This window comes from Streptomyces sp. NPDC093598, from assembly GCF_044764825.1.
Taxonomy (GTDB): domain Bacteria; phylum Actinomycetota; class Actinomycetes; order Streptomycetales; family Streptomycetaceae; genus Streptomyces.
The window spans coordinates 99,085-123,407 of record NZ_JBIWIV010000016.1; the positions used below are offsets into that span (position 1 = coordinate 99,085).

The 24,323-nt window shown below is 70.9% G+C and carries 24 protein-coding genes; 15 read left to right on the top strand and 9 right to left on the bottom strand.

Annotated elements, in window-relative coordinates; genetic code table 11:
• The first annotated feature begins 36 nt into the window (after nucleotides 1-36).
• Both ACIRDU_RS32335 and ACIRDU_RS32340 read left to right on the top strand, forming a co-directional pair.
• Nucleotides 37-477 (top strand): GNAT family N-acetyltransferase, encoded by a 441-nt coding sequence (locus ACIRDU_RS32335; RefSeq protein WP_403586159.1) that lies wholly within the window; start codon nucleotides 37-39, stop codon nucleotides 475-477.
• A 73-nt stretch (nucleotides 478-550) separates the two neighbouring features.
• On the top strand, nucleotides 551-1,144 hold the full coding sequence (locus tag ACIRDU_RS32340; protein WP_403586162.1) for a histidine phosphatase family protein: 594 nt from the start codon (nucleotides 551-553) through the stop codon (nucleotides 1,142-1,144).
• On the opposite strand, the gene ACIRDU_RS32345 is transcribed toward ACIRDU_RS32340, so the two are convergent.
• Nucleotides 1,126-1,572, bottom strand: a complete 447-nt coding sequence (locus tag ACIRDU_RS32345) for a DUF6314 family protein (protein WP_403586165.1) — start codon at nucleotides 1,570-1,572, stop codon at nucleotides 1,126-1,128. The genes ACIRDU_RS32340 and ACIRDU_RS32345 overlap by 19 nt on opposite strands.
• A gap of 137 nt (nucleotides 1,573-1,709) precedes the next feature.
• Between ACIRDU_RS32345 and ACIRDU_RS32350 the strand changes: the two genes are divergently transcribed.
• Entirely contained in the window at nucleotides 1,710-4,196 is a 2,487-nt protein-coding gene (locus tag ACIRDU_RS32350) for an alpha-L-arabinofuranosidase C-terminal domain-containing protein (protein WP_403586168.1), read from the top strand.
• 66 nt (nucleotides 4,197-4,262) lie between these two features.
• Here ACIRDU_RS32350 and ACIRDU_RS32355 read toward each other — a convergent pair whose 3' ends face one another.
• Entirely contained in the window at nucleotides 4,263-4,955 is a 693-nt protein-coding gene (locus tag ACIRDU_RS32355) for a DUF6215 domain-containing protein (RefSeq protein ID WP_403586171.1), read from the bottom strand.
• 173 nt (nucleotides 4,956-5,128) lie between these two features.
• Here ACIRDU_RS32355 and argC point away from each other — a divergent pair, with 173 nt between their 5' ends.
• The 5 genes from argC to ACIRDU_RS32380 are packed head-to-tail and all read left to right on the top strand — an operon-like array spanning nucleotide 5,129 to nucleotide 9,962.
• On the top strand, nucleotides 5,129-6,157 hold the full coding sequence (argC, locus tag ACIRDU_RS32360; protein WP_403586174.1) for an N-acetyl-gamma-glutamyl-phosphate reductase: 1,029 nt from the start codon (nucleotides 5,129-5,131) through the stop codon (nucleotides 6,155-6,157).
• Nucleotides 6,154-7,305, top strand: coding sequence for a bifunctional glutamate N-acetyltransferase/amino-acid acetyltransferase ArgJ (gene argJ, locus ACIRDU_RS32365; RefSeq protein WP_403586177.1), 1,152 nt, complete (start codon nucleotides 6,154-6,156; stop codon nucleotides 7,303-7,305). The genes argC and argJ overlap by 4 nt, the downstream gene beginning before the upstream one ends.
• The gene (argB, locus tag ACIRDU_RS32370; RefSeq protein WP_403586179.1) at nucleotides 7,302-8,213 is read left to right on the top strand and encodes an acetylglutamate kinase; all 912 of its coding nucleotides are present in this window, start codon (nucleotides 7,302-7,304) and stop codon (nucleotides 8,211-8,213) included. Before argJ ends, argB begins: the two co-directional genes overlap by 4 nt.
• Nucleotides 8,210-9,409 (top strand): acetylornithine transaminase, encoded by a 1,200-nt coding sequence (locus ACIRDU_RS32375; protein WP_403586182.1) that lies wholly within the window; start codon nucleotides 8,210-8,212, stop codon nucleotides 9,407-9,409. The genes argB and ACIRDU_RS32375 overlap by 4 nt, the downstream gene beginning before the upstream one ends.
• Before the next feature lie 7 nt (nucleotides 9,410-9,416).
• Nucleotides 9,417-9,962, top strand: a complete 546-nt coding sequence (locus ACIRDU_RS32380) for an arginine repressor (RefSeq protein ID WP_403586184.1) — start codon at nucleotides 9,417-9,419, stop codon at nucleotides 9,960-9,962.
• A gap of 84 nt (nucleotides 9,963-10,046) precedes the next feature.
• Here ACIRDU_RS32380 and ACIRDU_RS32385 read toward each other — a convergent pair whose 3' ends face one another.
• The 6 genes from ACIRDU_RS32385 to ACIRDU_RS32410 form a co-directional block, all read right to left on the bottom strand.
• Nucleotides 10,047-10,850, bottom strand: coding sequence for an FAD:protein FMN transferase (locus ACIRDU_RS32385; RefSeq protein ID WP_403586187.1), 804 nt, complete (start codon nucleotides 10,848-10,850; stop codon nucleotides 10,047-10,049).
• Nucleotides 10,843-11,901, bottom strand: a complete 1,059-nt coding sequence (locus ACIRDU_RS32390; RefSeq protein ID WP_403586190.1) for an FMN-binding protein — start codon at nucleotides 11,899-11,901, stop codon at nucleotides 10,843-10,845. The genes ACIRDU_RS32385 and ACIRDU_RS32390 overlap by 8 nt, the downstream gene beginning before the upstream one ends.
• A 41-nt stretch (nucleotides 11,902-11,942) precedes the next feature.
• The gene (locus ACIRDU_RS32395; protein ID WP_403586193.1) at nucleotides 11,943-13,325 is read right to left on the bottom strand and encodes a ferric reductase-like transmembrane domain-containing protein; all 1,383 of its coding nucleotides are present in this window, start codon (nucleotides 13,323-13,325) and stop codon (nucleotides 11,943-11,945) included.
• A 126-nt stretch (nucleotides 13,326-13,451) separates the two neighbouring features.
• Nucleotides 13,452-14,153 carry a L,D-transpeptidase gene (locus ACIRDU_RS32400; RefSeq protein ID WP_403586196.1) on the bottom strand — a complete coding sequence of 234 codons (702 nt, stop codon included), beginning with the start codon at nucleotides 14,151-14,153 and terminating at the stop codon, nucleotides 13,452-13,454.
• Nucleotides 14,154-14,156: 3 nt separating this feature from the next.
• Nucleotides 14,157-14,744, bottom strand: coding sequence for a pyridoxamine 5'-phosphate oxidase family protein (locus ACIRDU_RS32405; RefSeq protein WP_403586199.1), 588 nt, complete (start codon nucleotides 14,742-14,744; stop codon nucleotides 14,157-14,159).
• 140 nt (nucleotides 14,745-14,884) lie between these two features.
• A complete protein-coding gene (locus ACIRDU_RS32410) occupies nucleotides 14,885-15,745 on the bottom strand; it encodes a hypothetical protein (RefSeq protein WP_403586202.1) in 861 nt (286 codons plus the stop codon).
• A 292-nt stretch (nucleotides 15,746-16,037) separates the two neighbouring features.
• On the opposite strand from ACIRDU_RS32410, the gene argH reads away from it, so the two are divergent.
• The 4 genes from argH (at nucleotide 16,038) to ACIRDU_RS32430 (ending at nucleotide 20,750) form a co-directional block, all read left to right on the top strand.
• Complete coding sequence (gene argH, locus ACIRDU_RS32415; protein ID WP_403586205.1) at nucleotides 16,038-17,471, top strand: argininosuccinate lyase; 1,434 nt, start codon at nucleotides 16,038-16,040, stop codon at nucleotides 17,469-17,471.
• 134 nt (nucleotides 17,472-17,605) lie between these two features.
• Nucleotides 17,606-18,577, top strand: coding sequence for an aldo/keto reductase (locus ACIRDU_RS32420; RefSeq protein WP_403586207.1), 972 nt, complete (start codon nucleotides 17,606-17,608; stop codon nucleotides 18,575-18,577).
• 89 nt (nucleotides 18,578-18,666) lie between these two features.
• The gene (locus ACIRDU_RS32425; RefSeq protein WP_403586209.1) at nucleotides 18,667-19,218 is read left to right on the top strand and encodes a TetR/AcrR family transcriptional regulator; all 552 of its coding nucleotides are present in this window, start codon (nucleotides 18,667-18,669) and stop codon (nucleotides 19,216-19,218) included.
• Nucleotides 19,215-20,750 (top strand): MFS transporter, encoded by a 1,536-nt coding sequence (locus ACIRDU_RS32430; protein ID WP_403586212.1) that lies wholly within the window; start codon nucleotides 19,215-19,217, stop codon nucleotides 20,748-20,750. The genes ACIRDU_RS32425 and ACIRDU_RS32430 overlap by 4 nt, the downstream gene beginning before the upstream one ends.
• Nucleotides 20,751-20,918: 168 nt before the next feature.
• Here the strand turns inward: ACIRDU_RS32430 and ACIRDU_RS32435 are convergent, their stop codons facing one another.
• Complete coding sequence (locus ACIRDU_RS32435; protein ID WP_403586215.1) at nucleotides 20,919-21,593, bottom strand: lysophospholipid acyltransferase family protein; 675 nt, start codon at nucleotides 21,591-21,593, stop codon at nucleotides 20,919-20,921.
• Nucleotides 21,594-21,977: 384 nt separating this feature from the next.
• Here ACIRDU_RS32435 and ACIRDU_RS32440 point away from each other — a divergent pair, with 384 nt between their 5' ends.
• The 3 genes from ACIRDU_RS32440 to ACIRDU_RS32450 all read left to right on the top strand — a co-directional run bounded on the left by ACIRDU_RS32440 (nucleotide 21,978) and on the right by ACIRDU_RS32450 (nucleotide 24,294).
• Complete coding sequence (locus ACIRDU_RS32440; RefSeq protein WP_403586218.1) at nucleotides 21,978-23,138, top strand: glycerophosphodiester phosphodiesterase; 1,161 nt, start codon at nucleotides 21,978-21,980, stop codon at nucleotides 23,136-23,138.
• Nucleotides 23,139-23,244: 106 nt separating this feature from the next.
• A complete protein-coding gene (locus ACIRDU_RS32445; RefSeq protein ID WP_403586221.1) occupies nucleotides 23,245-23,739 on the top strand; it encodes a sigma-70 family RNA polymerase sigma factor in 495 nt (164 codons plus the stop codon).
• Between the two features lie 57 nt (nucleotides 23,740-23,796).
• Nucleotides 23,797-24,294: a GNAT family N-acetyltransferase gene (locus ACIRDU_RS32450; protein WP_403586356.1), complete on the top strand. Its 498-nt coding sequence runs from the start codon at nucleotides 23,797-23,799 to the stop codon at nucleotides 24,292-24,294.
• The last annotated feature ends 29 nt before the right edge of the window (nucleotides 24,295-24,323 follow it).

Consider the following 24,323-nt stretch of genomic DNA (forward strand, 5'->3'; position numbering starts at 1 on the left):
TCGACGCACCTCCGGGCGGCCTGCGAGCATCGCGCCATGACCGACACGCCGAGCCTGCCCGAGGGCTACGAGATCTCCACCGACCCCTCCCGGATCGACGCCGCACGGGTGCACCACTGGCTGTCCGCCGACGCGTACTGGGCGCTGGGCCGGTCCAGGGAGAAGCAGGACCGGGCGATCGAGGGGTCACTCAACTTCGGCGTGTACGAGACGGTGTCGGGACAGCAGGTCGCCTACGCCCGGGTGATCACCGACCGGGCGACCTTCGCATGGCTGTGTGACGTGTACGTCGATCCATCGGTGCGCGGCAAGGGCGTCGGAAGCGCGCTCGTGGGCGCCGTACGGGACGAGACGCGCTCGTACGGGGTGCGCCGGGTGCTGCTCGCCACGCATGACGCGCACGGGGTGTACGAGAAGCTCGGGTTCGCCCCGCTGGAGCGGCCCGAGCACTGGATGGCGCTCATCTTCGGCCCGTGAGGGCCGGCACACCCTCGGTAACTCGTAGGTAACACCTCTTGACCTGCGCACTTGCGGCGCCCACGATCGCCGCATGCCACTTCGGGTCACCTTCGTCGCCGCCGCGCGCAGCTCCCCGATGCTCGCCGAGCGCTTCGCGGACGAGCGGCCGCTCGACCAAGCCGGCTGGGGCGAGGTGGAGCGCGTCGCCCAGGAGCTGCTGCCGCTCGCCGCGGCCGAACTGCGCTACTGCTCGCCGACGCCGCGCAGCCGGGCGACGGGGGAGGGGCTCGGGTACGCGCCGCTGGTGCAGCTCGGCCTGCGCGACTGCGACATGGGCCGGTGGAGCGGGCTGACCCTGGGCGAGGCGATGGCCCGGGAGCCGGATGCCGTGGACGCCTGGCTCGCCGACCCCCGCGCCACGCCGCACGGCGGTGAGTCGCTGGTCGACTTCATCACCCGGGTCGGCGGCTGGCTCGACACCCGTCCCGTCGAGGACGGCTGCCGGGTCGTGGCGGTGGCCGAGCCGTCGGTGATCCGGGCCGCCCTCGTGTACGCCCTGAAGGCACCGCCCTCGACGTACTGGAACATCGACGTCCGCCCGCTGTCGACGACCTCCGTGACGGGTCGGGCGGGCCGCTGGAACCTGCGCATCGACGGCGCGTCCGCTCACCCCTCGCGCGCGTAGTCGGTTCGCAGGACCAGGTCCTTGGCGGGGCCGCGGACCCGCCACACCGTCCGCCAGCGGTCCAGGTCGCGGACGGTGAACTCACCGCGGTAGAGGTCCGCCGCACAGGGATGGTCGGCGACGTGCCGGCCGGTCGTCAGATCCAGGTCGTGGAACGGCCGCCCGTCGGCGAACCGCACGTCGACGGTGCCGCCCGGGCCCGGCAGGAACCGCAGCGTCCGCTCGGCGGGGCGGGCGACGCCCTGCCAGACGAAGGTGCCGCACTCGTGGTGCAGCAGCCCACCGGTCTCCTCCCGGTCCCCACGGAACTCGGTCGTTCCGGTGAACTCCCCTTCCGCGCCGCTCGCGAGATCCCGCACCGACCGTGACACCCGCCAGCGTCCGGCCAGATACGCCAGTACATCCGGCACTGGCCAGAACTCGCTCATCCTGCCCCGCTCTCCGTCCCGATCGTTGCTGCGCGACCCATTGACGCGCCTCCACCCCCTCCCTATCTTGCCGTTCGAAGTGCTGATCAATGTCTGATATTTCGAACACTCCTCTACCAGAGAGCCGCGGAGTATCCATGCCACGCACCGCCGCCCGCACCCGATGGAGACTCGGTCTCACGACCACCGCCCTCCTGACGGCGACAGCCCTCGTACCGGCCCCCGCGCACGCCGAGGACGTCACCGACTACGCGATCACCGTCGACCCGTCCACCCAGGGCGCGAAGATCGACGACACGATGTACGGCGTCTTCTTCGAGGACATCAACCGGGCCGCCGACGGCGGTCTGTACGCCGAGCTCGTGCAGAACCGCTCCTTCGAGTACTCCACCGCCGACAACGGCTCCTACACGCCCCTGACCTCCTGGACGGCCGGCGGCACGGCCCAGGTCGTGAACGACGCCGGCCGGCTCAACGAACGCAACCGCAACTACCTGTCCCTGGGTGCCGGTTCGTCCATAACGAACGCCGGCTACAACACCGGCATCAGGGTCGAGCAGGGCAAGCGGTACGACTTCTCCGTGTGGGCTCGCGCCGAGAGCGGCAGCACGCTCACCGTCGCGCTGAAGGACGCCGCGGGCACTCTCGCGACCGCACGCCAGGTCGCCGTGAAGGGCGGCTGGGCCAAGTACAAGGCCACCTTCACCGCGACCCGCACCAGCAACCGCGGCCGGCTCACCGTCGCCTCCACGAACGCCGCCGCGCTCGACGAGGTGTCGCTGTTCCCGCGCGAGACGTACAAGAACCAGCCGAACGGCCTGCGCAAGGATCTCGCCGAGAAGATCGCCGCCCTGAAGCCGGGCTTCGTGCGCTTCCCCGGCGGCTGCCTGGTCAACACCGGCTCCATGGAGGACTACAGCGAGGCCTCGAACTGGCAGCGCAAGCGCAGCTACCAGTGGAAGGACACCGTAGGCCCGGTCGAGGAGCGCGCCACCAACGCCAACTTCTGGGGCTACAACCAGAGCTACGGCCTCGGCTACTACGAGTACTTCCGCTTCTCCGAGGACATCGGCGCCATGCCGCTGCCCGTCGTCCCCGCCCTGGTGACCGGCTGCGGCCAGAACAAGGCCACCGACGACGAGGCGCTGCTCAAGCGGCACATCCAGGACACCCTCGACCTCATCGAGTTCGCCAACGGCCCGGCGACCTCCACGTGGGGCAAGGTCCGCGCGCGGATGGGCCACCCCAAGCCCTTCCACCTGACCCACATCGGGGTCGGCAACGAGGAGAACCTGCCCAAGGAGTTCTTCGCCCGCTTCCAGCAGTTCCGGACCGCGATCAAGGCGAAGTACCCGGACATCACCGTCATCTCCAACTCGGGCCCCGACGACGCCGGCACGACCTTCGACACCGCCTGGCAGCTCAACCGCGAGGGCAAGGTCGACATGGTCGACGAGCACTACTACAACAGCCCGACCTGGTTCCTGCAGAACAACGACCGCTACGACTCCTACGACAGGAACGGCCCCAAGGTCTTCCTCGGTGAATACGCCTCCCAGGGCAACGCCTGGAAGAACGGCCTGACCGAAGCCGCCTTCATGACCGGCCTGGAGCGCAACGCGGACGTCGTCAAGCTCGCCTCGTACGCCCCGCTGCTCGCCAACGAGGACTACGTGCAGTGGCGGCCGGACATGATCTGGTTCAACAACCGGGCCTCCTGGAACTCGGCCAACTACGAGGTCCAGAAGCTGTTCATGAACAACGTCGGCGACCGCGTGGTCCCCTCCAAGGCCACCACGACCCCGAACGTCAGCGGACCCATCACCGGTGCCGTCGGCCTGTCGACGTGGGCGACCAGCGCCGCGTACGACGACGTGAAGGTCACCTCTGCGGACGGCTCGACCCTGCTGAGCGACGATTTCTCGTCTGACGCCTCGAAGTGGACGACCAGCGGCCGGGGCAGCTGGAGCATCCAGGACGGGAGTTACGTCCAGACCGACACCGCCGCCGAGAACACCATGGTCACGGCGGGCGACCCGGCCTGGAAGGACTACGACCTGCATGTGAAGGCCACCAAGAAGTCAGGCAAGGAGGGCTTCCTCGTCGCCTTCGGCGTCAAGGACACCGGCAACTACTACTGGTGGAACCTGGGCGGCTGGAACAACACCCAGTCCGCGATCGAACAGGCCGTGGACGGCGGCAAGGGCACCCTGATGACGAAGGCCGGCTCGATCGAGACGGGCCGGGCCTACGACATCGACATCAAGGTGCGCGGCCGCCAGGTCACGCTGTTCCTCGACGGCGAGGAGTGGGGCAGCTTCAAGGACGACAAGCCGGCCGAGCCGTTCCGCCAGGTCGTCACCAAGGACGCCAGGACCGGTGACCTGATCGTCAAGGTCGTCAACGCCCAGGCGGCCGAGGCCCGTACGGCCGTCGACCTCGGTGGCGCCAAGGTCGCCTCCACGGCCCGTGTGACCACACTGGCCGCCGACGAGGACGCCGTGAACACCGAGACGGACACGCCGGTGACGCCGGTGACGTCCACCTTCCGGGGCGTGACCGGGAAGTTCACGTACACCTTCCCGGCGAACTCCGTCACCTTCCTGAGGATCAAGCAGAAGTAGGAACCCCGGTGCGGGCCGCCGTCCGCGGGGCGGCGGCCCACACCATGACAGTGGCCGGGGGCGGGCTCAGCCGCGCGCGGTCCACCCCGGGACCGTCGGCAGCACCGTCTCCGCGACGCGCAGCAGCACCGCGTCGTCCGGCACCACTCCGTCCGCGCGCCACAGGGTGACGTCGAGGGAGCCGCCACGGTCCTTCGCGTCCTGGGCCACGGTGAGAGCCCGGGCCGGAACGCCGGGACCGCTGTCGGCGTCGCCGCCGTCCAGCCGGAAGCTGATGCTGATGGTGCGGTTCGAGTACAACACCCCCGGGCGGCCCAGTACCTTCTGCCGACGGGCATCGCTGCCGAGCAGTGCTTCCGACCCGGCCACCGGAAGGCCGTCGTACGTCGCCGAGAGCGTCACGGTGTACGTCTCGAACTCGACCTGCGCCTGCGGTGTGGCGATGTCCTTGCCGCCGGCGGTCCCGATGGAACTGTCGCTGCCATGGGCGGTCTTCGCGATCTCCGTCGGCGTGCCCAGCAGCGCGGCCAGGTCGGACCGGTTCAGCGCCGCGCACAACTGCGCGCCGGAGAGGCGCTTGCCCTTCGGGGCCGGGCTCTCCCCGTCGGAGCAGGTGGCAGGCTTCGGCTCGCTCTCCGCTGCCGACGTCTTCGCGAGCCCCCAGAAGCCCGCGCCGAGGGCCCCCACCAGCGCCACCGCCGCGAGGGCCTGCCCCCACGCGCTCGCGCTCTTCATGGGCGCGTCGATCTCCTCGGCCATGTCCCCCACCCGCCGTGATCCCCTTCAGTTGTGCCCGGGGACCTTAACCTGTGGTCATGGTCAGGACAAAGCCGGTTTCCGGGGCCGCCGTCGCGACGACCGCGCGGCTCCTGAATGGGATTGCATAAACGTGCAGAGAAACGTATAGTCATGCCCTCTGAGGAGGAGGATCCATGGCGGTACGTGCGGCAGTGGCCGGAGCGAGTGGGTACGCGGGCGGGGAGCTGCTGCGTCTGCTCCTGGCGCACCCCGAGGTCGAGATCGGCGCCCTGACCGGCAACTCGAACGCGGGGCAGAGGCTCGGTGCGCTCCAGCCGCACCTGCTGCCCCTGGCCGGCCGAGTGCTCCAGGAGACCACCCCGGACGTCCTCGCCGACCACGACGTCGTCTTCCTCGCGCTGCCGCACGGGCAGTCCGCCGCCGTCGCCGAGCAGCTCGGCCCGGATGTACTCGTCGTCGACATGGGCGCCGACTTCCGGCTGACGGACGCCGCCGCCTGGGAGAAGTTCTACGGCTCCCCGCACGCCGGCACCTGGCCCTACGGCCTCCCCGAACTGCCGGGCGCCCGCGCTGCGCTGGAGGGGTCCAAGCGCATCGCGGTGCCCGGTTGCTACCCGACCGCCGTCTCCCTCGCCCTCGTCCCGGCGTACGTGGCGGGCCTGGCTGGGCCCGAGGCCGTGATCGTCGCCGCGTCCGGCACCTCCGGCGCGGGCAAGGCGCCCAAGCCGCACCTGCTGGGCAGCGAGGTCATGGGCTCGATGTCCCCGTACGGCGTCGGCGGCGGGCACCGGCACACCCCCGAGATCACCCAGAACCTCAGCGCGGCCGCGGGGGAGCCGGTCTCGGTGTCCTTCACGCCGACCCTCGCGCCGATGCCCCGCGGCATCCTCGCCACGTGCAGCGCCAAGGCCGCCGACGGCGTCACGGCCGAGTCCCTGCGCGCCGTCTACGAGAAGGCCTTCGCCGACGAACCGTTCGTGCACCTGCTCCCCGAGGGGCAGTGGCCCGCCACGGCGTCCGTCCACGGTTCGAACGCCGTTCAGCTGCAGGTCGCGTACGACGAGGCCGCCGGACGGATCATCGTGATCAGCGCCATCGACAACCTGACCAAGGGCACCGCGGGCGGTGCCGTCCAGAGCATGAACATCGCCCTGGGTCTCGACGAGACCACCGGACTTTCCACGATCGGAGTCGCACCGTGAGCGTGACGGCAGCCAAGGGATTCACGGCGGCGGGCATCGCCGCCGGGATCAAGGAGAACGGCAACCCGGACCTGGCCCTCGTGGTCAACAACGGGCCCCGCCGCGCCGCCGCCGGCGTCTTCACCTCCAACCGTGTGAAGGCCGCGCCGGTCCTGTGGTCCGAGCAGGTGCTCAAGAGCGGCCAGGTGTCCGCCGTCGTCCTCAACTCCGGCGGCGCCAACGCCTGTACGGGCCCCAAGGGCTTCCAGGACACCCACGCGACGGCCGAGAAGGCCGCCGAGGTCCTCGGTCGGGGCGCCATCGAGGTCGCCGTCTGCTCGACCGGCCTCATCGGCGTCCTGCTCCCCATGGACAAGCTGCTCCCGGGTGTCGAGACGGCCGCCGAGGCGCTCAGCGAGCACGGCGGCGAGAAGGCCGCGATCGCCATCAAGACCACCGACACCGTCCACAAGACGTCCGTGGTCAGCAAGGACGGCTGGACCGTCGGCGGCATGGCCAAGGGTGCGGGCATGCTCGCCCCCGGCCTCGCCACCATGCTGGTCGTCCTCACCACCGACGCCGCCCTCGACGACGACGTCCTCGACAAGGCGCTGCGGGCGGCGACGCGCACGACCTTCGACCGGGTCGACTCCGACGGCTGCATGTCCACCAACGACACCGTCCTGCTGCTCGCCTCCGGCTCGGCCGACGTCACCCCGGAGCACGAGGAGTTCGCCGAGGCCGTCCGGCAGGTCTGCGACGACCTCGGGCAGCAGCTCATCCGGGACGCCGAGGGCGCCAGCAAGGACATCAAGGTCGAGGTGGTCAACGCCGCGACCGAGGACGACGCCGTCGAGGTGGGCCGCTCCATCGCCCGCAACAACCTCCTCAAGTGCGCCCTCCACGGCGAGGACCCCAACTGGGGCCGGGTCCTCTCCGCGATCGGCACCACGCAGGCCGCCTTCGAGCCGGACCGGCTCAACGTGGCCATCAACGGCGTGTGGGTCTGCAAGAACGGCGGCGTCGGCGAGGACCGCGAGAAGGTCGACATGCGCTACCGCGAGGTGCACATCGTCGCCGACCTCGCCGCCGGGTCCGAGACCGCCACCATCTGGACCAACGACCTCACCGCCGACTACGTCCACGAGAACAGCGCCTACAGCTCATGAGCACTCCGACGCGCAAGCACACCGCGCTGCCCAAGGCGCAGATCCTCATCGAGGCGCTGCCGTGGCTGGTCCGGCACAACGGCAAGACGGTCGTCATCAAGTTCGGCGGCAACGCCATGATCGACGAGGACCTGAAGGCCGCTTTCGCCCAGGACGTCGTGTTCCTGCACCACGCCGGCCTCAAGCCCGTCGTCGTGCACGGCGGCGGCCCGCAGATCAGCGCCGCCCTCGATCAGCACGGCATCGTCAGCGAGTTCAAGGCGGGCCTCAGGGTGACCACCGAGGACGCCATGGACGTCGTACGGATGGTGCTGGCCGGGCAGGTCCAGCGCGAACTCGTCGGTCTGCTCAACCAGCACGGGCCGCTCGCCGTCGGCCTGACCGGCGAGGACGCCCACACCATCACCGCCACCAAGCACCAGCCCGAGATCGACGGCGAACTGGTCGACATCGGCCGGGTCGGCGAGATCACCGCGATCGACACGGGCGCGATCGAGGCCCTGCTCGCCGACGGCCGCATCCCGGTCGTCTCCTCGATCGCCCGCTCCCAGGACGACGGACATGTCTACAACGTCAATGCTGATACGGCGGCTGCGGCACTCGCTGCTGCACTGGGCGCCGAAACCCTCATGGTCCTCACGGACGTCGAGGGCCTCTACGAGGACTGGCCGCACAGCGACGAGGTGATCAGCCGCCTCACCGCCGCCGAACTGGAGCGGCTGCTGCCGGACCTGTCGTCCGGCATGGTGCCGAAGATGGAGGGCTGCCTGCACGCCGTACGCAACGGCGTCACCACCGCCCGCGTCATCGACGGCCGGGTCCAGCACTCGATCCTGCTGGAGATCTTCACCGACGAGGGCATCGGCACGATGGTCGTGCCCGACGAGCAAGAGGGGGATGCCGTATGACCGCCCATCAGGAGTACGCCGAGCGGTGGCAGGGCGCGCTCATGAACAACTACGGCACCCCGCTGCTGCCCCTGGCACGCGGCGAGGGCACCCGGGTCTGGGACGCCGACGGCACCTCCTACCTCGACTTCGTCGGCGGCATCGCCACCAACGCCCTCGGCCACGCCCACCCGGCGGTCGTCGAGGCCGTCACCCGCCAGATCGGCTCCCTCGGCCACATCTCCAACTTCTTCATGGCCGAGCCGACCGTCGCCCTCGCCGAGCGGCTGCTGCGCCTGTTCGGCCGGGACGGCAAGGTCTTCTTCTGCAACTCCGGCGCCGAGGCCAACGAGGCCGCCTTCAAGATCGGCCGGCTGACCGGGCGGACCCACGTCGTCGCCACCGAGGGCGCCTTCCACGGGCGGACCATGGGCGCCCTGGCCATGACCGGCCAGCCCGGCAAGCGCGAGCCGTTCCTGCCCCTGCCCGGCGACGTCACCCACGTGCCCTTCGGCGACGCGCAGGCCCTGGCCGCCGCGGTCACCGAGGAGACCGCGCTCGTCATCCTGGAGCCGATCCAGGGCGAACTGGGCGTCGTCGTCCCGCCGGCCGGCTACCTCAAGGCGGCCCGGGCCATCACCGCCGCGACCGGGGCACTCCTCGTCCTCGACGAGGTGCAGACCGGCATCGGCCGGACCGGGCACTGGTTCGAGTACCAGGCCCACGAGGGCGTCCTGCCCGACGTCGTCACCCTCGCCAAGCAGCTCGGCGGCGGGCTCCCACTGGGCGCGACCGTCGCCTTCGGACGGGCCGCCGACCTGCTCCAGCCCGGCCAGCACGGCACGACCTTCGGCGGCAACCCCGTGGCCTGCGCCGCCGGGCTCGCCGTCCTCGACACCATCGAGAACGAGGGGTTGCTGGAGAACGTCAAGCGGCAGGGCGAGAGGTTGCGGGACGGAATCGAGGGCCTCGGCCATCAGTTGATCGATTTCGTCCGGGGCTCGGGACTCCTCCTGGGTATCGTGCTCACCGAGCCGCTCGCGCCCCAGGTGCGCCAGGCGGCTCAGGAGGCCGGATTCCTGGTGAACGTGCCCGCCCCCGACGTCGTCCGGCTGATGCCGCCGCTGAACCTCGGCGACGACGAGGTGGACGCGTTCCTCGGGGCGCTGCCCGGCATCCTCCAGGCAGTGAACGGGGACGGACGATCCGGGGAATGAGACGACGATGAGCCAGGCGCAGGACCACGAGCAGCCGGGGGCGAACGGGCCCGCCGTGCCGCAGACGCGCACCGCCCGCCACCGCCGGATCGTGGACATCCTCAACCGGCAGCCGGTGCGGTCGCAGAGCCAGCTGGCGAAGCTGCTCGCCGACGACGGGCTGAACGTCACCCAGGCGACGCTCAGCCGGGACCTGGACGAGCTGAACGCGGTGAAGATCCGCAACACCGACGGCGACCTGATCTACGCGGTGCCCAGCGAGGGCGGGTTCCGTACGCCCCGGGCACCGCTGGGCGGGTCGGCGAAAGAGGAGCGGATGCGGCGGCTGTCGCAGGAGCTGCTGATCTCCGCGGAGGCCTCGGCGAACCTCGTGGTCCTGCGTACCCCGCCCGGTGCGGCTCAGTTTCTCGCCTCGGCCATCGACCAGGCCGAGCTGCACGACATCCTGGGGACGATCGCCGGTGACGACACGCTGCTGTTGATCAGCAGGGAGCCGACGGGTGGGCAGGCGCTGGCGGATCACCTGCTGAGGCTGGCGCAGAACGGGCACTGAGCGCCGTGGGGGCGTCTGTTCGTCGGCGGGTGCGGGTCGTCTGTGGCCGTTCGCGCAGTTCCCCGCGCCCCCAGGAGGGCCGGTTCACCCCAGCCTCGCTGCCAACCCCCCGGTACACCGCACCTCGTCCCCGGCCGTGATCAGCAGCGCCTCCACCCCCGGCAGTGACTCCAGCCACGCCAGCCCCTCCCGCGAACCCATCGCGAAGGCCGCCGTCGCCCAGCAGTCCGCCCACGTCAGCCGCGGTCCCACCACCGTCACGGCCACCAGGTCGGTCACCGCCGAGCGCCCCGTGCGCGGATCGACGATGTGCGCGCCCCGCTCCGCCGTACCGGACGTGGCCACGGACAGTTCGTCCGCCCCGGCGGCCGAGATGACCGCCGCCAGACCCCCCGGCCGCAACGGGTCGGCCACCCCCACCCGCCACGGCCGCTGCGCCCCCGGCGTACCGAGGAGCTGCACGTCCCCACCGCCGTTCAGGTTCACCCCGCACACGCCGGGCACCTCGGCGAGCCGCCGCGCCGCCCGCTCGACCGCCCAGCCCTTGACGATGCCGGTCGGATCGAGGCGGCCCTGGTACGACGTGCTGAACCAGCCGTCGCTCAGCCGCTCCGCCTCGGCGGCCAGTGCCAGCACCTCGGCGACCTCGGGATCGCACTCCTCGACGGTCACCTCCCCGCGCTGCAGCCGGGAGACCTGGCTGTCCTCGCGGTACGTGCTGAACACCTCGTCCACCCGGTGCAGTCCGGCGACGGCCTCGTCCAGGGCCGCGCGCACGGCGGCCGGTTCCCCGCCGCGGACGTCGAAGGAGAAGACGGTCCCCATCGTCTCCTCGGCATGACGTACCGCGGCGGGAGCCTGAGCGGAGTCGGCCACCGTGTCAGCCACCGGCCTGGTCCAGCGCCGACTGGAGGGACTGCTTGTAGCCGGCGCTGGTGTACGTCGCCCCGGACACGGCGTCGATCTGCGCGTTTCCAGCCGCGACGGCCGCCTGGTTGAGGCGGGGGACGGAGGAGGAGGTGATCTGGTCGCTGCGGCCGCCCTTGGGGGCCTGGACCGCCTCCGCCTTGGTGATCTTGCCGCCGGCGACGGTCACCCGCACCTGGACCGGCCCGTACTGCGTCTGCGCCACGCTGCCGGTGAGGGTTTGCGTCCCGGCCTGGCCGCCCCCCGACCCCGCGGCCCCGGAGGAATCGCCCCCGGCCGGAGCCTTGTCGAGGGCCGACTGGAGCGACTTCTTGTAGCCGGCGCTGGTGTACGTGGCGCCCGAGACCGCGTCGATGTCGGCGGTCCCGGCCGCGACGGCCGCCTGGTTGAGGCGGGGGACGGAGGAGGAGGTGATCTGGTCGCTGCGGCCGCCCTTGGGGGCCTGGACCGCCTCCGCCTTGGTGATCTTCCCGCCCGCGACGGTCACCCGCACCTGCACCGGGCCGTACTGCGTCTGCGCGACATCGCCGGTCAGCGTCTGCGCGCCGCCCGACCCCTGCTGCGAACCGGCTGACGCCTTCGCCTTGTCCAGGGCCGACTGGAGGGACTTCTTGTAGCCGGCGCTGGTGTACGTCGCCCCGGACACCGCGTCGATCTCCGCGCTCTGCGCCGCGACCACCGCCTGGTTGAGGCGGGGCACCGAACTGGCGGTGATCTGGTCGCTGCGGCCGCCCTTGGGGGCCTGGACCGCCTCCGCCTGGGTGATCTTGCCGTTGCTCATCGTCAGGCGGACCTGCACCGCGCCGTACTGCGTCTGCGCCGCGTCACCGGTGACCGCGCCGTTCACGCCGCCCTGCGGTGCCTGCCCGGCCGCCGCGGGCGGGAGCTGGCCGCCCGCCGCCTGGGCCGAGCCCGGGTCGGAGGCCGGCTTCAACGACAGCAGCAGCACGATCCCGGAGACGGTGGCTGCGCCGGCGAGCACGGCACGCCGGACGGGGTGAGACTTCCTCATCGTTTCCCAAACTCCTGAAAGGGCCGTTGGTGTCCCGTCGCTCACATCTCGAACGACTCGTGATGGATGCGGCGGGCGGGTACTCCCGCGCCGCGCAGTGCCTCGTAGACCGACTGGGCGAAGCCGGGCGGCCCGCACATGAAGACGTCGTGGTCGTCGATGTCCGGGATCTTCCGCCGGAGGGACTCCGCCGAGATGTCGGGGCGTTCCCCCTCCGGGCTGTTGACCGCGTACATCAACCGGGCACCGCGCTCGTCGGCGATCTTGGAGAGTTCGCCCCACAGGGCCAGGTCCTGGGTGGTGTTGGCCCGGTAGAGAAGGGTGATGTCGCCGGACGCGCCCGGCAGCGTCTCGAACAGCGCCCGCATCGGGGTGATGCCGACACCGCCCGCGACGAGCAGTACCTTGCCGCGGCTGCGGCGCTGCGCGGTCATCGCACCGTACGGACCCTCGGCCCACACCTTGGTGCCGGGCTCGAGATCTCGCAGCCGGGAGGTGTGGTCACCGATCGCCTTGACCGTGATCCGCAGCATGTCCGGGCGGGGCGCCGCCGACAACGAGTACGGGTGCGAACTGAAGCGCATGCCCGGGGCCTTGAACCGCCAGCGGAAGAAGTGCCCGGCCTCCGCGCCCATCCGGTGCAGCTTGCGCCCGCTGATCAGCACGGACACGATCCCCGGGGTCTCCTCGATGACCGCCTCGACCCGCATGCGGTGCCGCAGGTTCAGCCGGATCGGGGTGAGGATCCGGTACCAGACGACCAGCACGGTCACCGCGCCGTACAGCCCGTACCAGAAGGTCTTCGCGGCCGGCGCGACGGCGAACTCGTTGCCGGTGGTGATCTGGTGCCAGAACGTCAGGTACACCGCCGCGTACGTGAGCAGGTGCACGTGGTACCAGGTGTCGTAGCCGATCAGGCGGCGGACCCCGCCGATGGACAGGATCCCGATGAGGAACAGCAGGCCCGTGCCGATGGCGGCCTTGCCCATGTCCGGCAGCTGGTTGATGGAGTCGGTCGTCTGCTGGACGATGTCGCCGAGGCCCTTGCCCGCCTGAAGGGCGTATCCCCACATGATGAGGAAGACATGGGCGAGGACCAGGCAGAGCGTGTAGCGGCCGGTCATGGCGTGCCAGCGCGCGACCCGGTCGGTGCCCACCCGGCGCTCCAGCGCGGGCACCCGGGCCATCTGGAGCACCACCAGTGCCATGAGGTAGCCGGCGAGCAGGCCGGTGATCCGGCCCGCGGCCAGGATCTTGCTCGTGGTGTCCGCGAGGGACGGTGTGTTGTCCCACCACAGCCACAGCACGGCCGCCGCACCGGCCCACAGGGCGATCAGCAGCGGGACGGCCGGGGAGCGGCGCGGGCGGATGCGGCGCATCGTCTGGCGGCGGGCGGCACGTCCGCCTGCGAGCGTGGTGGTCACGGTTCCTCCGTGGGGACTTGACCCTTGGCCCACAGATACGTGCCGCGGCACGGGAGTGTTCAGCCGGGTGCCGAGTCGTGTGCGAACAGGAGTGACCGTTGGTAACCCTCACCGGCCGCCGGCCCGTCACCGGCGGGTGACGGCCGTGATTCCGCTCTTCGTCCCCACGGCGATGTGCGGCCTCCGCGCGGGGTCGGCCCACACGAGGATCCGCCGCATCGCCTCCTTGGGCACGGAGACGCAACCGGCCGTCGGCCCCCGCCCGTTGACGTGGAGGAAGATGCCCGCGCCCCGCCCCCGCACGGGCCGCTCGTAGTTGAAGCCGATGACGAGCGCGTGCGCGTACTGCGCGGAAAAGGTGATCAGGTGCTCGGACTCGGCGGCACGGCAGTCGGCCGCGCGCGGCTCGCTCCAGCGGTTGTAGGAGCGGGAGTCGTCGTCCTGGCACCACCAGGAGTCCTGGCGCACCCGGCGGTAGGTGTACGCCGTACCGCGCGGCGCCGCCTTGATGCCGAAGGCGTACGGCAGGCCGTACAGGCCCGTGGGTGTGGTGTTCGTGCCCTGCTTGCGGGAGGCGCCCGCGGCGAGTCCGTTCGCCCCGAAGCGCGCGGGCACGGAGCCCCTCTTCACCCAGCGCCCGTCCGGCCCGCGGTCCCACCAGGTGACCGTGCCGGTCGTCGAGGCCCGCCTCGGAGCCACCGCGGTGATCAGCTGGGTGCCGCCGCCGGTGTCCGCCATCCGGGACGGCAGCGCAGGCACGGGGGCGGGCGGCCCGGCGCCGAGCACCACGAGGGAGGAGACGGCGAGGGCGACGGCACCAGGGCGCATGCCTCAGACCGTAGAGGGGGGCAGCGGCAACGGCAGCCCGGGTAGTCCGTCCAGGCTGGTGGCGATGTGCTCCTTCTTGGTGAAGTACGCGCTCAGCGACGCGTCGTCCTCACGGGCGAACCGCTTGCCGTGCAGCTCGCGGTCCGCCTCGTACGCCATGAAGGGCACCGCGTAGCCACAGGAGTCACGGACGAGTTCGGCCGTGACGACGATGATCGCGCGCAGGCCGTGCCGCGTCGGGTCGATGTCCGGGAAGTGCGCGAGCAGTTCCGCGAAACGGGGGTCGTCGCGGAAGACCGGCTCGCCCCTGCCGTGCACGCGGACGATGTTCGGCGGGCCCTGGAAGGCACACCACATCAGGGTGATCCGACCGTTCTCCCGCAGATGGGCGATGGTCTCGGCAGTGGAACCGGCGAAGTCGAGGTAGGCCACCGTGAGCTCGTCGAGTACGGCGAAGGAGCCCCTGAGGCCCTTGGGGGAGAGGTTGACCGTGCCGTCGGCGGCCAGCGGGGCGGTGGCGGTGAAGAAGACCGGCTGCGCCTCGATGAAGGTGCGGAGCCGGCCGTCTATGCGCTCATGAGTCTTTCCCATGTCGAACGATTATGGTCGCAAGTCTTTCGACTGTCTAAGGAATTGCGGGATCCGGTCACCTCTGCCGGATCCCGCGTGCAGGCGCTTTCCGTGGCCGCCCCGGCCGGCGCTCCCACGGGGCGGCCACAGCGCCTGTCACCTCACTTGGTGAGCGTGCAGGCGGCGAGGGAGTCCAGGCCCTGCGGCTTGGCGGCGGTGCGGCCGATGGCGGTGGCGATGCGGTTGACGGTGGCGACGCGCTTGTCCTTGAGCGGGCCGAGGATGGCGTTCTGGACGAAGTTCGGGCCGCCCTGGCCGACGGTGTCGACCAGACGCTTGTTGGCCTCCTGGATCTGCGTGTTGAGCAGGGTCAGGTTGCGGTCGACCTCGGCCTTGGCGGAGGCGGGGACCGCCGGCAGCTTCGACCTCACGTCCGGGCAGGTGATCGTGCCTGCGGCGGTGTTGCCGCCGTTGCCCGCGTTGCCGCCGTTGCCCGCGTTGCCCGCGTTGCCCGCGTTGCCCGCGTTGCCGCCCGTCGGCGGCTTGGCGGCCGCGCCGCCGCCCGCGTTGGTGCCCGCGCCGTTGAGTGTGCAGGCGGCGAGGGAGTCCAGGCCCTGCGGCTTGGCGGCGGTGCGGCCGATGGCGGTGGCGATGCGGTTGACGGTGGCGACGCGCTTGTCCTTGAGCGGGCCGAGGATGGCGTTCTGGACGAAGTTCGGGCCGCCCTGGCCGACGGTGTCGACCAGACGCTTGTTGGCCTCCTGGAGCTGCGTGTTGAGCAGGGTCAGGTTGCGGTCGACCTCGGCCTTGGCGGAGGCGGGAACCGCCGGCAGCTTCGACCTCACGTCCGGGCAGGTGATCGTGCCGGGGCCCGCGAGCGTCCGGGCGCTGGTCCCGTTGCTCTTGGAGCCCTCCCCGGCGAGGGCGAACCCGGCGATCACCGTGCCGGACAGCGCCACCGCGGCGGCGCCGCCGATGAACGTGACGCGACGCTTGTTGTACTTCGGAAGAGCCCTGGACATGCGGATGCCTCACTAGGGGGTCGGGGAATTCGTCGGTCTCGAAACGCGGCGCCTGCGTTCGGCGAGAGGTACGGGTAAGCGGTTTCCCGTGTTCAACGGATCTTCAAATTCTTCTCGCGCCGTCCGGAATCCGACCCTCACTCCGAGGCAGATTGACGATTCATGCGGAGCTCTGCATACTCATGCATACCGATCGCGGCCGGGCGCGACCTCGCGCAAGCAGTAGCGTGACGACCGCCTCCCCGGTGCGGGGAAGCGGTGGCACATCCACACCCATAGAGGAGTGCAGCAGGTGAGCAGCAACAGCGGTGACGTCCGGCTCTGGGGCGGTCGATTCGCCGACGGTCCCGCCGAGGCCCTGGCGAAGCTGTCCGCGTCCGTCCACTTCGACTGGCGGCTCGCGCCGTACGACATCGCCGGTTCGCGTGCCCACGCGCGCGTGCTGCACAAGGCGGGCCTGCTCACGGACGACGAGCTGACCCGCATGATCGCCGGGCTCGACCAGCTGGAGGGGGACGTCGCCGACGGCTCCTTCATGGGCACGATCGCCGACGAGGACGTCCACACCGCCCTGGAGCGCGGCCTCCTGGAGCGCCTCGGCCCCGACCTCGGCGGCAAACTGCGCGCGGGCCGCTCCCGCAACGACCAGGTCGCCACGCTCTTCCGCATGTACCTGCGCGACCATGCCCGCATCGTCGGCGGTCTGATCGCCGAGCTCCAGGACGCGCTGATCGGCCTCGCCGAAGCGCATCCGGACGTGGCCATGCCCGGCCGCACGCACCTTCAGCACGCCCAGCCGGTCCTGTTCGCCCATCACGTCCTGGCCCACGTCCAGTCCCTCTCCCGGGACGCCGAGCGGCTGCGCCAGTGGGACGCGCGCACGGCGGTCTCGCCCTACGGCTCGGGCGCCCTGGCGGGCTCCTCCCTCGGCCTCGACCCGGAGGCGGTGGCGAAGGACCTCGGCTTTGAACACGGCTCGGCCGGCAACTCCATCGACGGCACGGCCTCCCGGGACTTCGTCGCCGAGTTCGCCTTCATCACGGCGATGATCGGGGTCAACCTCTCCCGGATCGCCGAGGAGGTCATCATCTGGAACACGAAGGAGTTCTCCTTCGTGACCCTGCACGACGCGTTCTCGACGGGCTCGTCGATCATGCCGCAGAAGAAGAACCCGGACATCGCGGAGCTGGCCCGCGGCAAGAGCGGCCGTCTCATCGGCAACCTGACGGGCCTCATGGCCACCCTCAAGGCCCTTCCGCTCGCGTACAACCGCGACCTCCAGGAGGACAAGGAGCCGGTCTTCGACTCCATCGACCAGCTGGAGGTCCTGCTCCCCGCCTTCACCGGCATGATGGCCACCCTCACCGTCCACCGTGAGCGCATGGAGGAACTGGCCCCGGCCGGCTTCTCCCTCGCCACGGACATCGCCGAGTGGCTGGTCAAGCAGGGCGTCCCGTTCCGCGTGGCCCACGAGGTCGCCGGCGAGTGCGTGAAGGTCGCCGAGGCCGAGGGCAAGGAACTGGACGAGCTGACGGACGAGCAGTTCGCCAAGATCTCCGCCCATCTGACCCCCGAGGTCCGCACGGTCCTCAACGTCCCCGGTGCCCTGGCCTCCCGCAACGGCCGGGGCGGCACGGCCCCGAGCGCGGTGGCGATCCAGCTGGCGGAGGTGAAGGCGGACGTGGCGGCCCAGCACGCCTGGGCAACGGCGCGGCAAGGTTCCTGAGGGACGCGGGGAACTGCGCGGGCAACCACGCACCACCTGCACCCGCCGCAACACAGGGAGTCCGAGCTCAGAGGCGAAGGTCATCGCGGGCGTTACGTTGGTCGAAAGCCACAGCCGACCGAACGGAGCCCCCGATGCCCTTCGCCCGCCTGGCCGCAGCCACAACCCCCACCTGCCACATCGGCCTCGGCCTCGCCGCAGTCGGACGCCCGGGCTACATCAACCTGGGGCGAGACGAGGACCTCCCTTCAGAGCGCACGGTCGACGCACTGCGCAACCGCACCCACGAACTCCTCGACGCCGCCTACGCCCAGGGCGTCCGCTACTTCGACGTCGCCCGCTCCTACGGCCGCTCGGAGGAGTTCCTCGCCGACTGGCTGAGAGGCAGGCCCGGCCTCGACGACATCGTCGTGGGCAGCAAGTGGGGCTACACCTACACCGCCGACTGGTCCACCGACGCCGAGCAGCACGAGGTCAAGGACCACACCCTCGCCACCTACGAGCGGCAGCGCGCGGAGAGCGACGCCCTGCTCGGCGACCGGCTCGACCTCTACCAGATCCACTCGGTGACCCCGGACAGCCCGGCCCTCACCGACAAGGAACTGCACGCCAAGCTCGCGGAAGCCGCCGCGCAGGGCCTCACGGTCGGCTTCTCCACCAGCGGCCCCGCCCAGGCGGAGGCGATCCGCGCGGCCCTCGCCGTGACGGTCGACGGCGAGCCCCTGTTCCGTACCGTGCAGTCCACGTACAACGCGCTGGAGACCTCCGCCGCCCCCGCCCTCGCCGACGCGCACGACGCCGGGCTCACCGTCATCGTCAAGGAGGGCATGGCCAACGGCCGCCTCGCCGGGCAGCACGCCCCGGACGCCCTGAAGGAGATCGCCGAGCAGACCGGACTGGGCTGCGACGCGGTCGCCCTGGCCGTGATCCTCAGGCAGCCCTGGGCCGGCGTCGTCCTCTCCGGCGCCGCCACCACGGGCCAGCTCGCCTCGAACCTGCACGCCGCGGTGGTCGACCTCGACGACGACCAGCTGACCCGCCTCGCCACGCTGGTGGAGGAGCCGCAGGCCTACTGGGAGCGGCGCGGGCAGCTGCCCTGGCACTGATCACCACGTTGCGCACGCCGACACGGCAGCCGTGAGTCACGCATGCCCAGGATGAGACACTCATGTCTCATATGGTTTATGGTTGTCTCATGGCTGTCGATCCTGAGCACGTGCTGCGCGCCGCCGCCGCCCTGCTGGCCCGCAAATCCACCGCGACGATGGACGAGGTCGCCAAGGCCGCCGGAATCAGCCGGGCCACGCTGCACCGGCACTTCGCCGGACGTGACGCCCTCGTCCGGGCGCTGGAGGCGCTCGGCATCGCGGAGTGCGAGGCCGCCCTGGACGCCGCCCGGCTCGACGAGGGCACGGCGAGCGAGGCCGTACGCCGGCTGGTCGGGGCCGTCGAGCCCGCCGCCGGGCTGCTCGCGTTCCTCTACACCGAGAACCAGCTGTTCGAGGGCGAGGAGCAGAACGCCGGCTGGGCCCTGATCGACGACCGGATCTCCGCCCTGTTCCGGCGCGGCCAGCTCAGCGGAGAGTTCCGCATCGACCTCACGCCTGCCTGGCTCACCGAGGCGCTGTACGGCCTGATGGCCTCCGGCGCCTGGATGGTGCACAGCGGCAAGGGCGCCCCCAAGGACTTCCAGCACATGATCGTCGAGCTGTTGCTCGGCGGCGCACTCAGAAGAGAGGAATCATGACCAGCACCCTGCAGCCGGCGGACCGTACCGAGGCGGTGGAGCGCCCGGGCCGCTGGCTCGCGCTCGGCGTTCTCGTGCTCGCCGTGCTGCTGGTGGCCGTCGACGCGACCGTTCTCGGTCTCGCGACCCCCTACATCAGCGAAGACCTCAAGCCCTCCGGCACGCAGCTGCTGTGGATCGGCGACGTCTACTCGTTCGTCATCGCCGGTCTGCTCGTCTCCATGGGCAGCCTCGGAGACCGGATCGGCCGCAAGCGGATCCTGCTGGTCGGTGCCACGGCGTTCGGCGCGATATCCGTGTTCAACGCTTACGCCACGACCCCCGAGACGATGATCGTCGCCCGGGCGCTGCTCGGCGTCGCCGGTGCGACCCTGATGCCGGCCACACTCGCCCTGATCCGCAACCTCTTCCACGACCCGCGCGAACGCAGTCTCGCCGTCGGCATCTGGGGCGCCACCGCCTCCGCCGGTACGGCCGTCGGCCCGATCGTCGGCGGATTCCTGCTGGAGCACTTCTGGTGGGGCTCGGTCTTCCTGATCAACCTGCCCGTGATGGCCGTGCTGGTCCTCGTCGGAATCAAGCTGCTGCCCGAGTCGCGCACCGCGAACCCCGGTCCCTGGGACGTGGTCAGTGTCGTGCTGTCGCTGGTCGGCATGATCGGCGTCGTGTACGCGATCAAGGAGGCCGCCACCCACGGCTTCGCGTGGAGCACCCTGGTCGCGGGTCTGCTGGGCGCGGCCGCCCTGTACGGCTTCGTCCGCCGGCAGCTCAGGCTGCCGACCCCGCTGCTGGACATGCGGCTGTTCCGCAACCGCGGCTTCAGCGGGGCGGTGCTGGCGGACCTGCTGACCATCCTCGGCCTGTCCGGCCTGGTGTTCTTCCTGTCCCAGTATCTGCAACTCGTCCAGGGCAGGCGCCCGTTCGAGGCCGGTCTGGCGGAACTGCCCGCGGCGGTCGGCGCGGTGGTGGCCGGACTGATCGCGGGGCGTGCGGCCCGGCGCTTCACGGTGCGGGCCGTCGTCTCCGGGGGGCTCGCGGCGATCGGCTTCGCGCTGGCCGCGCTCACGGTGCTGGGCCAGTCCACCGGCTATCCGCTGCTCGGGACCGCGCTGCTGGTGGTCGGCGTCGGCGCCGGCCTCTCGTTCACCGTGACCGCCGACGTGATCCTCTCCAGCGTGCCCAAGGAGCAGGCGGGCTCCGCGTCCGCCGTGTCCGAGACGGCGTACGAACTCGGCGCCGCGCTGGGTATCGCCGCGCTCGGCTCGATCGTGACCGGCGTCTACCGCGACTTCACCGGCCCCGCCGGCACACCGGCCGCGGCCCACGAGTCGCTGGGCGGCGCCGTCGAGGCGGCCGCGGGCATGCCGACGCGCAGCGCCGCCGTGATGCTGGACGCGGCCCGCACGTCCTTCGTCGACGGCCTGGCTCTCGCGGCAGGAGTGGGCGCGGCGGTCCTGCTGGCCGCGGCGGTGGCGGCGTGGTTCCTGCTACGAGGCCAGAAGCTGGAAGGCGGCGGAACGGAACACGCGTGAGGGTCACGCCTCAGGGGCGCGGGGAACTGCGCGACACGGGCACGGGGTTCCACACAGCCACGCCCTCGAGGGTCACGCCTTCGGGGGCGCGGGGACGCGACAAGCCCGCCACAACCCGCAGCCGCCCACGGTCCACGACCCCCCGAGCCCAGAGGCGCCCCGGAGAATCTACGCCGCTTCCTTCGCCTTGCTCGCGTACATGTCCACGTACTCCTGTCCGGACAGCCGCATGACCTCGGTCATCACCGAGTCCGTCACCGCCCGCAGCACATACCGGTCCCGGTCCATCCCCTCGTACCGGGAGAACTCCATCGCCTCACCGAACCGCACGGTGACCTTGCCGGGGCGGGGCAGTCCCGCCCCTCCCGGCTGCAGCTTGTCCGTGCCGATCATGGCGAAGGGCACCACCGGCGCACCCGTCATCAGGGTCAGCCGGGCGATCCCCGTCCGCCCCCGGTACAGACGCCCGTCGGGCGACCGCGTCCCCTCCGGGTAGATGCCGAACACGCGGCCTTCCTCCAGCACCCGCCGCCCCGTCATCAGGGCGGCCACACCGCCCCGGCCACCGTCACGATCCACCGGGATCATGCCGACGCCCGTGAAGAACCAGGCCATCAACCGGCCCTTGAGGCCCTTCCCGGTCACGTACTCGTCCTTGCCGATGAAGAAGACCTGACGGTCGCAGACCAGCGGAAGGATCATCGAGTCGATGAACGTCAGGTGGTTGCCGGCCAGAATCACCGGACCATGGCCGGGAATGTGCTCCGCACCTTCCACCTGTGGGCGGAACATCAGGCGCATGATCGGGCCGAGCACTGCCTTGATGAGCGCGAAGCGGGACAACGGACCCTCCGGTGTCAAGGGGTTCGATATGAGTATGTGCAGGTGAGGACGATACTCGTGGCCCCGGCCATCGCGCACATCGGGCACGGCGACTTCACCGAGGCCTTACGCACTGTTGACGCGTGTTTACCTGCGGTGGCGTGCCGCCGACGGTGTGTAACGCGGCCGACATGATGTGACGCACATCGCCCCGAGCACACCGCACGCGTTCCCAGAACGGGCGGACCGAATCGAAGGTTCACGACGAACCGTCAATTCGTCCTCCTCACCAGCCACTACGACATCCGACATCACCCGCGTGTTCCGCCCGGGGTCTCCCACCCGTCATGTACGCGCCCCTACGATCAGCCCGCACTGACGAGCCGAACGGCAGGGAGGACGCTCATGGGAACGCAGGAGTCGAACGAAGAAACGAGCGGTACCGGACGGCGGGCCCTGCTCGGCGCGGCCGTGCTCGGCGCCGGCGGAGCGGTCCTCGGCATGGCCGGCACGGCGCGAGCGGACGGCGCCCGGCACGGCGGCGGAGTGCGCGGCCTGCCCAAGCCGACGATCATCGGCCACCGCGGGGCCAGCGGCTACCGCCCGGAGCACACCTTCGGCTCCTACCAGCTGGCCCTCGACCTGGGTGCCGACATCGTCGAGGCGGGCGACCTGGTGCCGACCAAGGACGGGCACCTGGTCTGCCGTCACGAGCCGGAGATCGGCGGCACGACGGACGTCGCCGACCATCCCGGGTTCGCCGATCGCAAGAAGACCAAGCTGCTCGACGGCGTCTCCACCACCGGCTGGTTCACGGAGGACTTCACGCTCGCCGAGCTGAAGACGCTGCGCGCGGTGGAGCGCATCCCGGCCAACCGCCCCCACAACACCCTCTACAACGGCCGCTGGGAGATCCCCACCTTCGAAGAGGTCCTCAGGTGGCAGGACGAGCAGACCCGCAAGCGCGGCAAGCAGGTGTGGATCTACCCCGAGCTCAAGCACCCCACCTACTTCCGCAAGCAGGGTCTCCCGCTCGAGGAGCGCGTCGCCAAGCTGCTGCGCAAGTACCGCAAGGACCGGCGCACCTCCCCGGTCATCCTCCAGTCCTTCGAGCCGACCAGCATCCAGCGCCTGAACAAGCTGGTCGACAACCCGCTGGTCGTGCTGTTGTCGTCGGCCGATTCCCGCCCCTGGGACTTCGTCGAGACCGGCGACCCGCGCACGGTCGCCGACCTGGTCAAGCCGGCCGGCCTCAGGGAGATCGCCTCCTACGCGCAGGGCATCGGCCCGACCCTGGACCTGATCATCCCCCGCGACGCCCAGGGCAACCTCACCACGCCGACGACGCTGGTCTCCGACGCGCACAAGGTGGGCCTGATCCTGCACCCGTACACCCTGCGCAACGAGAACCCCTTCCTGCCCGCGAACTTCCGCAAGGGCTCGGAGGCGGACGCCTACGGTGACGTCTTCGGCGCGTACCGGGCGTACTTCGCGACCGGCATCGACGGCGTCTTCACGGACCAGCCCGACACGGGACTGCTGGCCCGGGCGGACTTCAACGGCTGAGCTCGTCCCCACCCGAGCGCGTCAACACCTGAGTTCACACCCCCCGGTCGAGTGAGCTTCGGCCGTCCGGGCAACCCGCCGCCCGGGCGGCCGCGTCGCTCCGCATATGACGCACGACCTGGTCACCGCCCTGCACCCGCTGCTCAGCGCCGAGGCCTCCGCGGAGGCACATTCCACCGGAACCGAGCCGGGCGACCTGGAACAGGCGGTCTGGCTCCGCCTGCTGGAGCGCCTCGACGCCGAGGGTCCGCCGCTCGACCCCGAGGAGTGGCTCCGCCGGGCCGTCCGCTCCGAGGCGCGCCGCACCCGCCGTACGAGCCGTCTCGAACGGCCGTACGCCGGTGAACCGGTCGACGCCGCAGACCACGACCCCGAAGAGCTCGCCCTCGCCGCCGCCCGCGGCCGGGCCCTGCGCGAAGCCGTGCGCCGCCTCCCGGGCCGCTGCCCCCGGCTGATGGAGGCCCTGCTCTCACCGAATGACCTGACATACCGGGAAATCGCAGGGGAGTTGGGTATCTCACAGGGGAGTCTTGGCCCGGAACGTTCCAGATGCCTGGGATGTCTGCGGAGATTGCTCACGCCGGAGGTTGCGGCCCGCTGAGGACGGGGATAGGAGTGAGGGACGACAGGTGATCAGATGAGCGGGAGGCGTGCGCACATGGGCATGAGCGTGACCATCTCTGCGGCGACCGAGCAGGACGCGGAGCAGATCTTCAGGCTGCAGTACCTGTGCTTCCAGCCGGAGGCGGCGCTGTACGGGAATTACCGCATCGACCCGCTCGTCCAAACCCTCGACTCGGTCCGCGAGGAGGTCACCCGCGACTGTGTCTTCGTGGCCAGGCTCGGCGAGGAGGTCGTCGGCTCGGTCCGAGGCTCGGTCACCGAGGACGGCGCCGCCGCCATCGGCAAGCTCTGCGTCCACCCCCGCCTCCAGGGCCACGGCATCGGCGCGCGCCTTCTGCGAGCGGCCGAGGCGGCCCTCGCCGGCCGGCACGGCGCCACCCGCTTCCGCCTCCACACCGGCCACCGCAGCGAGGGCAACCTCCGTCTCTACCGCAAGGTCGGCTACGAGACGGTGGGCACGTCCCAGGGCGCGGACGGCATCCCCATGATCATCCTGGAGAAGCCGGCCGGTACGTACGCGGCGACAGCTTGATCTTCGCCCTTTCCGGGGCGCGGGGACCC

Bases quoted from the DNA above. Each gene is read 5' to 3' on its own strand.
- ACIRDU_RS32380 (WP_403586184.1), top strand. From the start codon at position 9,417: ATGAGCCAGGCGCAGGACCACGAGCAGCCGGGGGCGAACGGGCCCGCC.
- argC (WP_403586174.1), top strand. From the start codon at position 5,129: ATGGCGGTACGTGCGGCAGTGGCCGGAGCGAGTGGGTACGCGGGCGGG.
- ACIRDU_RS32335 (WP_403586159.1), top strand. From the start codon at position 37: ATGACCGACACGCCGAGCCTGCCCGAGGGCTACGAGATCTCCACCGAC.
- ACIRDU_RS32340 (WP_403586162.1), top strand. From the start codon at position 551: ATGCCACTTCGGGTCACCTTCGTCGCCGCCGCGCGCAGCTCCCCGATG.
- ACIRDU_RS32420 (WP_403586207.1), top strand. From the start codon at position 17,606: ATGCCCTTCGCCCGCCTGGCCGCAGCCACAACCCCCACCTGCCACATC.
- ACIRDU_RS32445 (WP_403586221.1), top strand. From the start codon at position 23,245: ATGACGCACGACCTGGTCACCGCCCTGCACCCGCTGCTCAGCGCCGAG.
- ACIRDU_RS32345 (WP_403586165.1), bottom strand. From the start codon at position 1,572: ATGAGCGAGTTCTGGCCAGTGCCGGATGTACTGGCGTATCTGGCCGGA.
- argB (WP_403586179.1), top strand. From the start codon at position 7,302: ATGAGCACTCCGACGCGCAAGCACACCGCGCTGCCCAAGGCGCAGATC.
- ACIRDU_RS32440 (WP_403586218.1), top strand. From the start codon at position 21,978: ATGGGAACGCAGGAGTCGAACGAAGAAACGAGCGGTACCGGACGGCGG.
- ACIRDU_RS32450 (WP_403586356.1), top strand. From the start codon at position 23,797: ATGGGCATGAGCGTGACCATCTCTGCGGCGACCGAGCAGGACGCGGAG.
- ACIRDU_RS32400 (WP_403586196.1), bottom strand. From the start codon at position 14,153: ATGCGCCCTGGTGCCGTCGCCCTCGCCGTCTCCTCCCTCGTGGTGCTC.
- ACIRDU_RS32425 (WP_403586209.1), top strand. From the start codon at position 18,667: ATGGCTGTCGATCCTGAGCACGTGCTGCGCGCCGCCGCCGCCCTGCTG.
- ACIRDU_RS32375 (WP_403586182.1), top strand. From the start codon at position 8,210: ATGACCGCCCATCAGGAGTACGCCGAGCGGTGGCAGGGCGCGCTCATG.
- ACIRDU_RS32390 (WP_403586190.1), bottom strand. From the start codon at position 11,901: ATGAGGAAGTCTCACCCCGTCCGGCGTGCCGTGCTCGCCGGCGCAGCC.
- ACIRDU_RS32405 (WP_403586199.1), bottom strand. From the start codon at position 14,744: ATGGGAAAGACTCATGAGCGCATAGACGGCCGGCTCCGCACCTTCATC.
- ACIRDU_RS32355 (WP_403586171.1), bottom strand. From the start codon at position 4,955: ATGGCCGAGGAGATCGACGCGCCCATGAAGAGCGCGAGCGCGTGGGGG.
- ACIRDU_RS32410 (WP_403586202.1), bottom strand. From the start codon at position 15,745: ATGTCCAGGGCTCTTCCGAAGTACAACAAGCGTCGCGTCACGTTCATC.
- ACIRDU_RS32430 (WP_403586212.1), top strand. From the start codon at position 19,215: ATGACCAGCACCCTGCAGCCGGCGGACCGTACCGAGGCGGTGGAGCGC.
- ACIRDU_RS32350 (WP_403586168.1), top strand. From the start codon at position 1,710: ATGCCACGCACCGCCGCCCGCACCCGATGGAGACTCGGTCTCACGACC.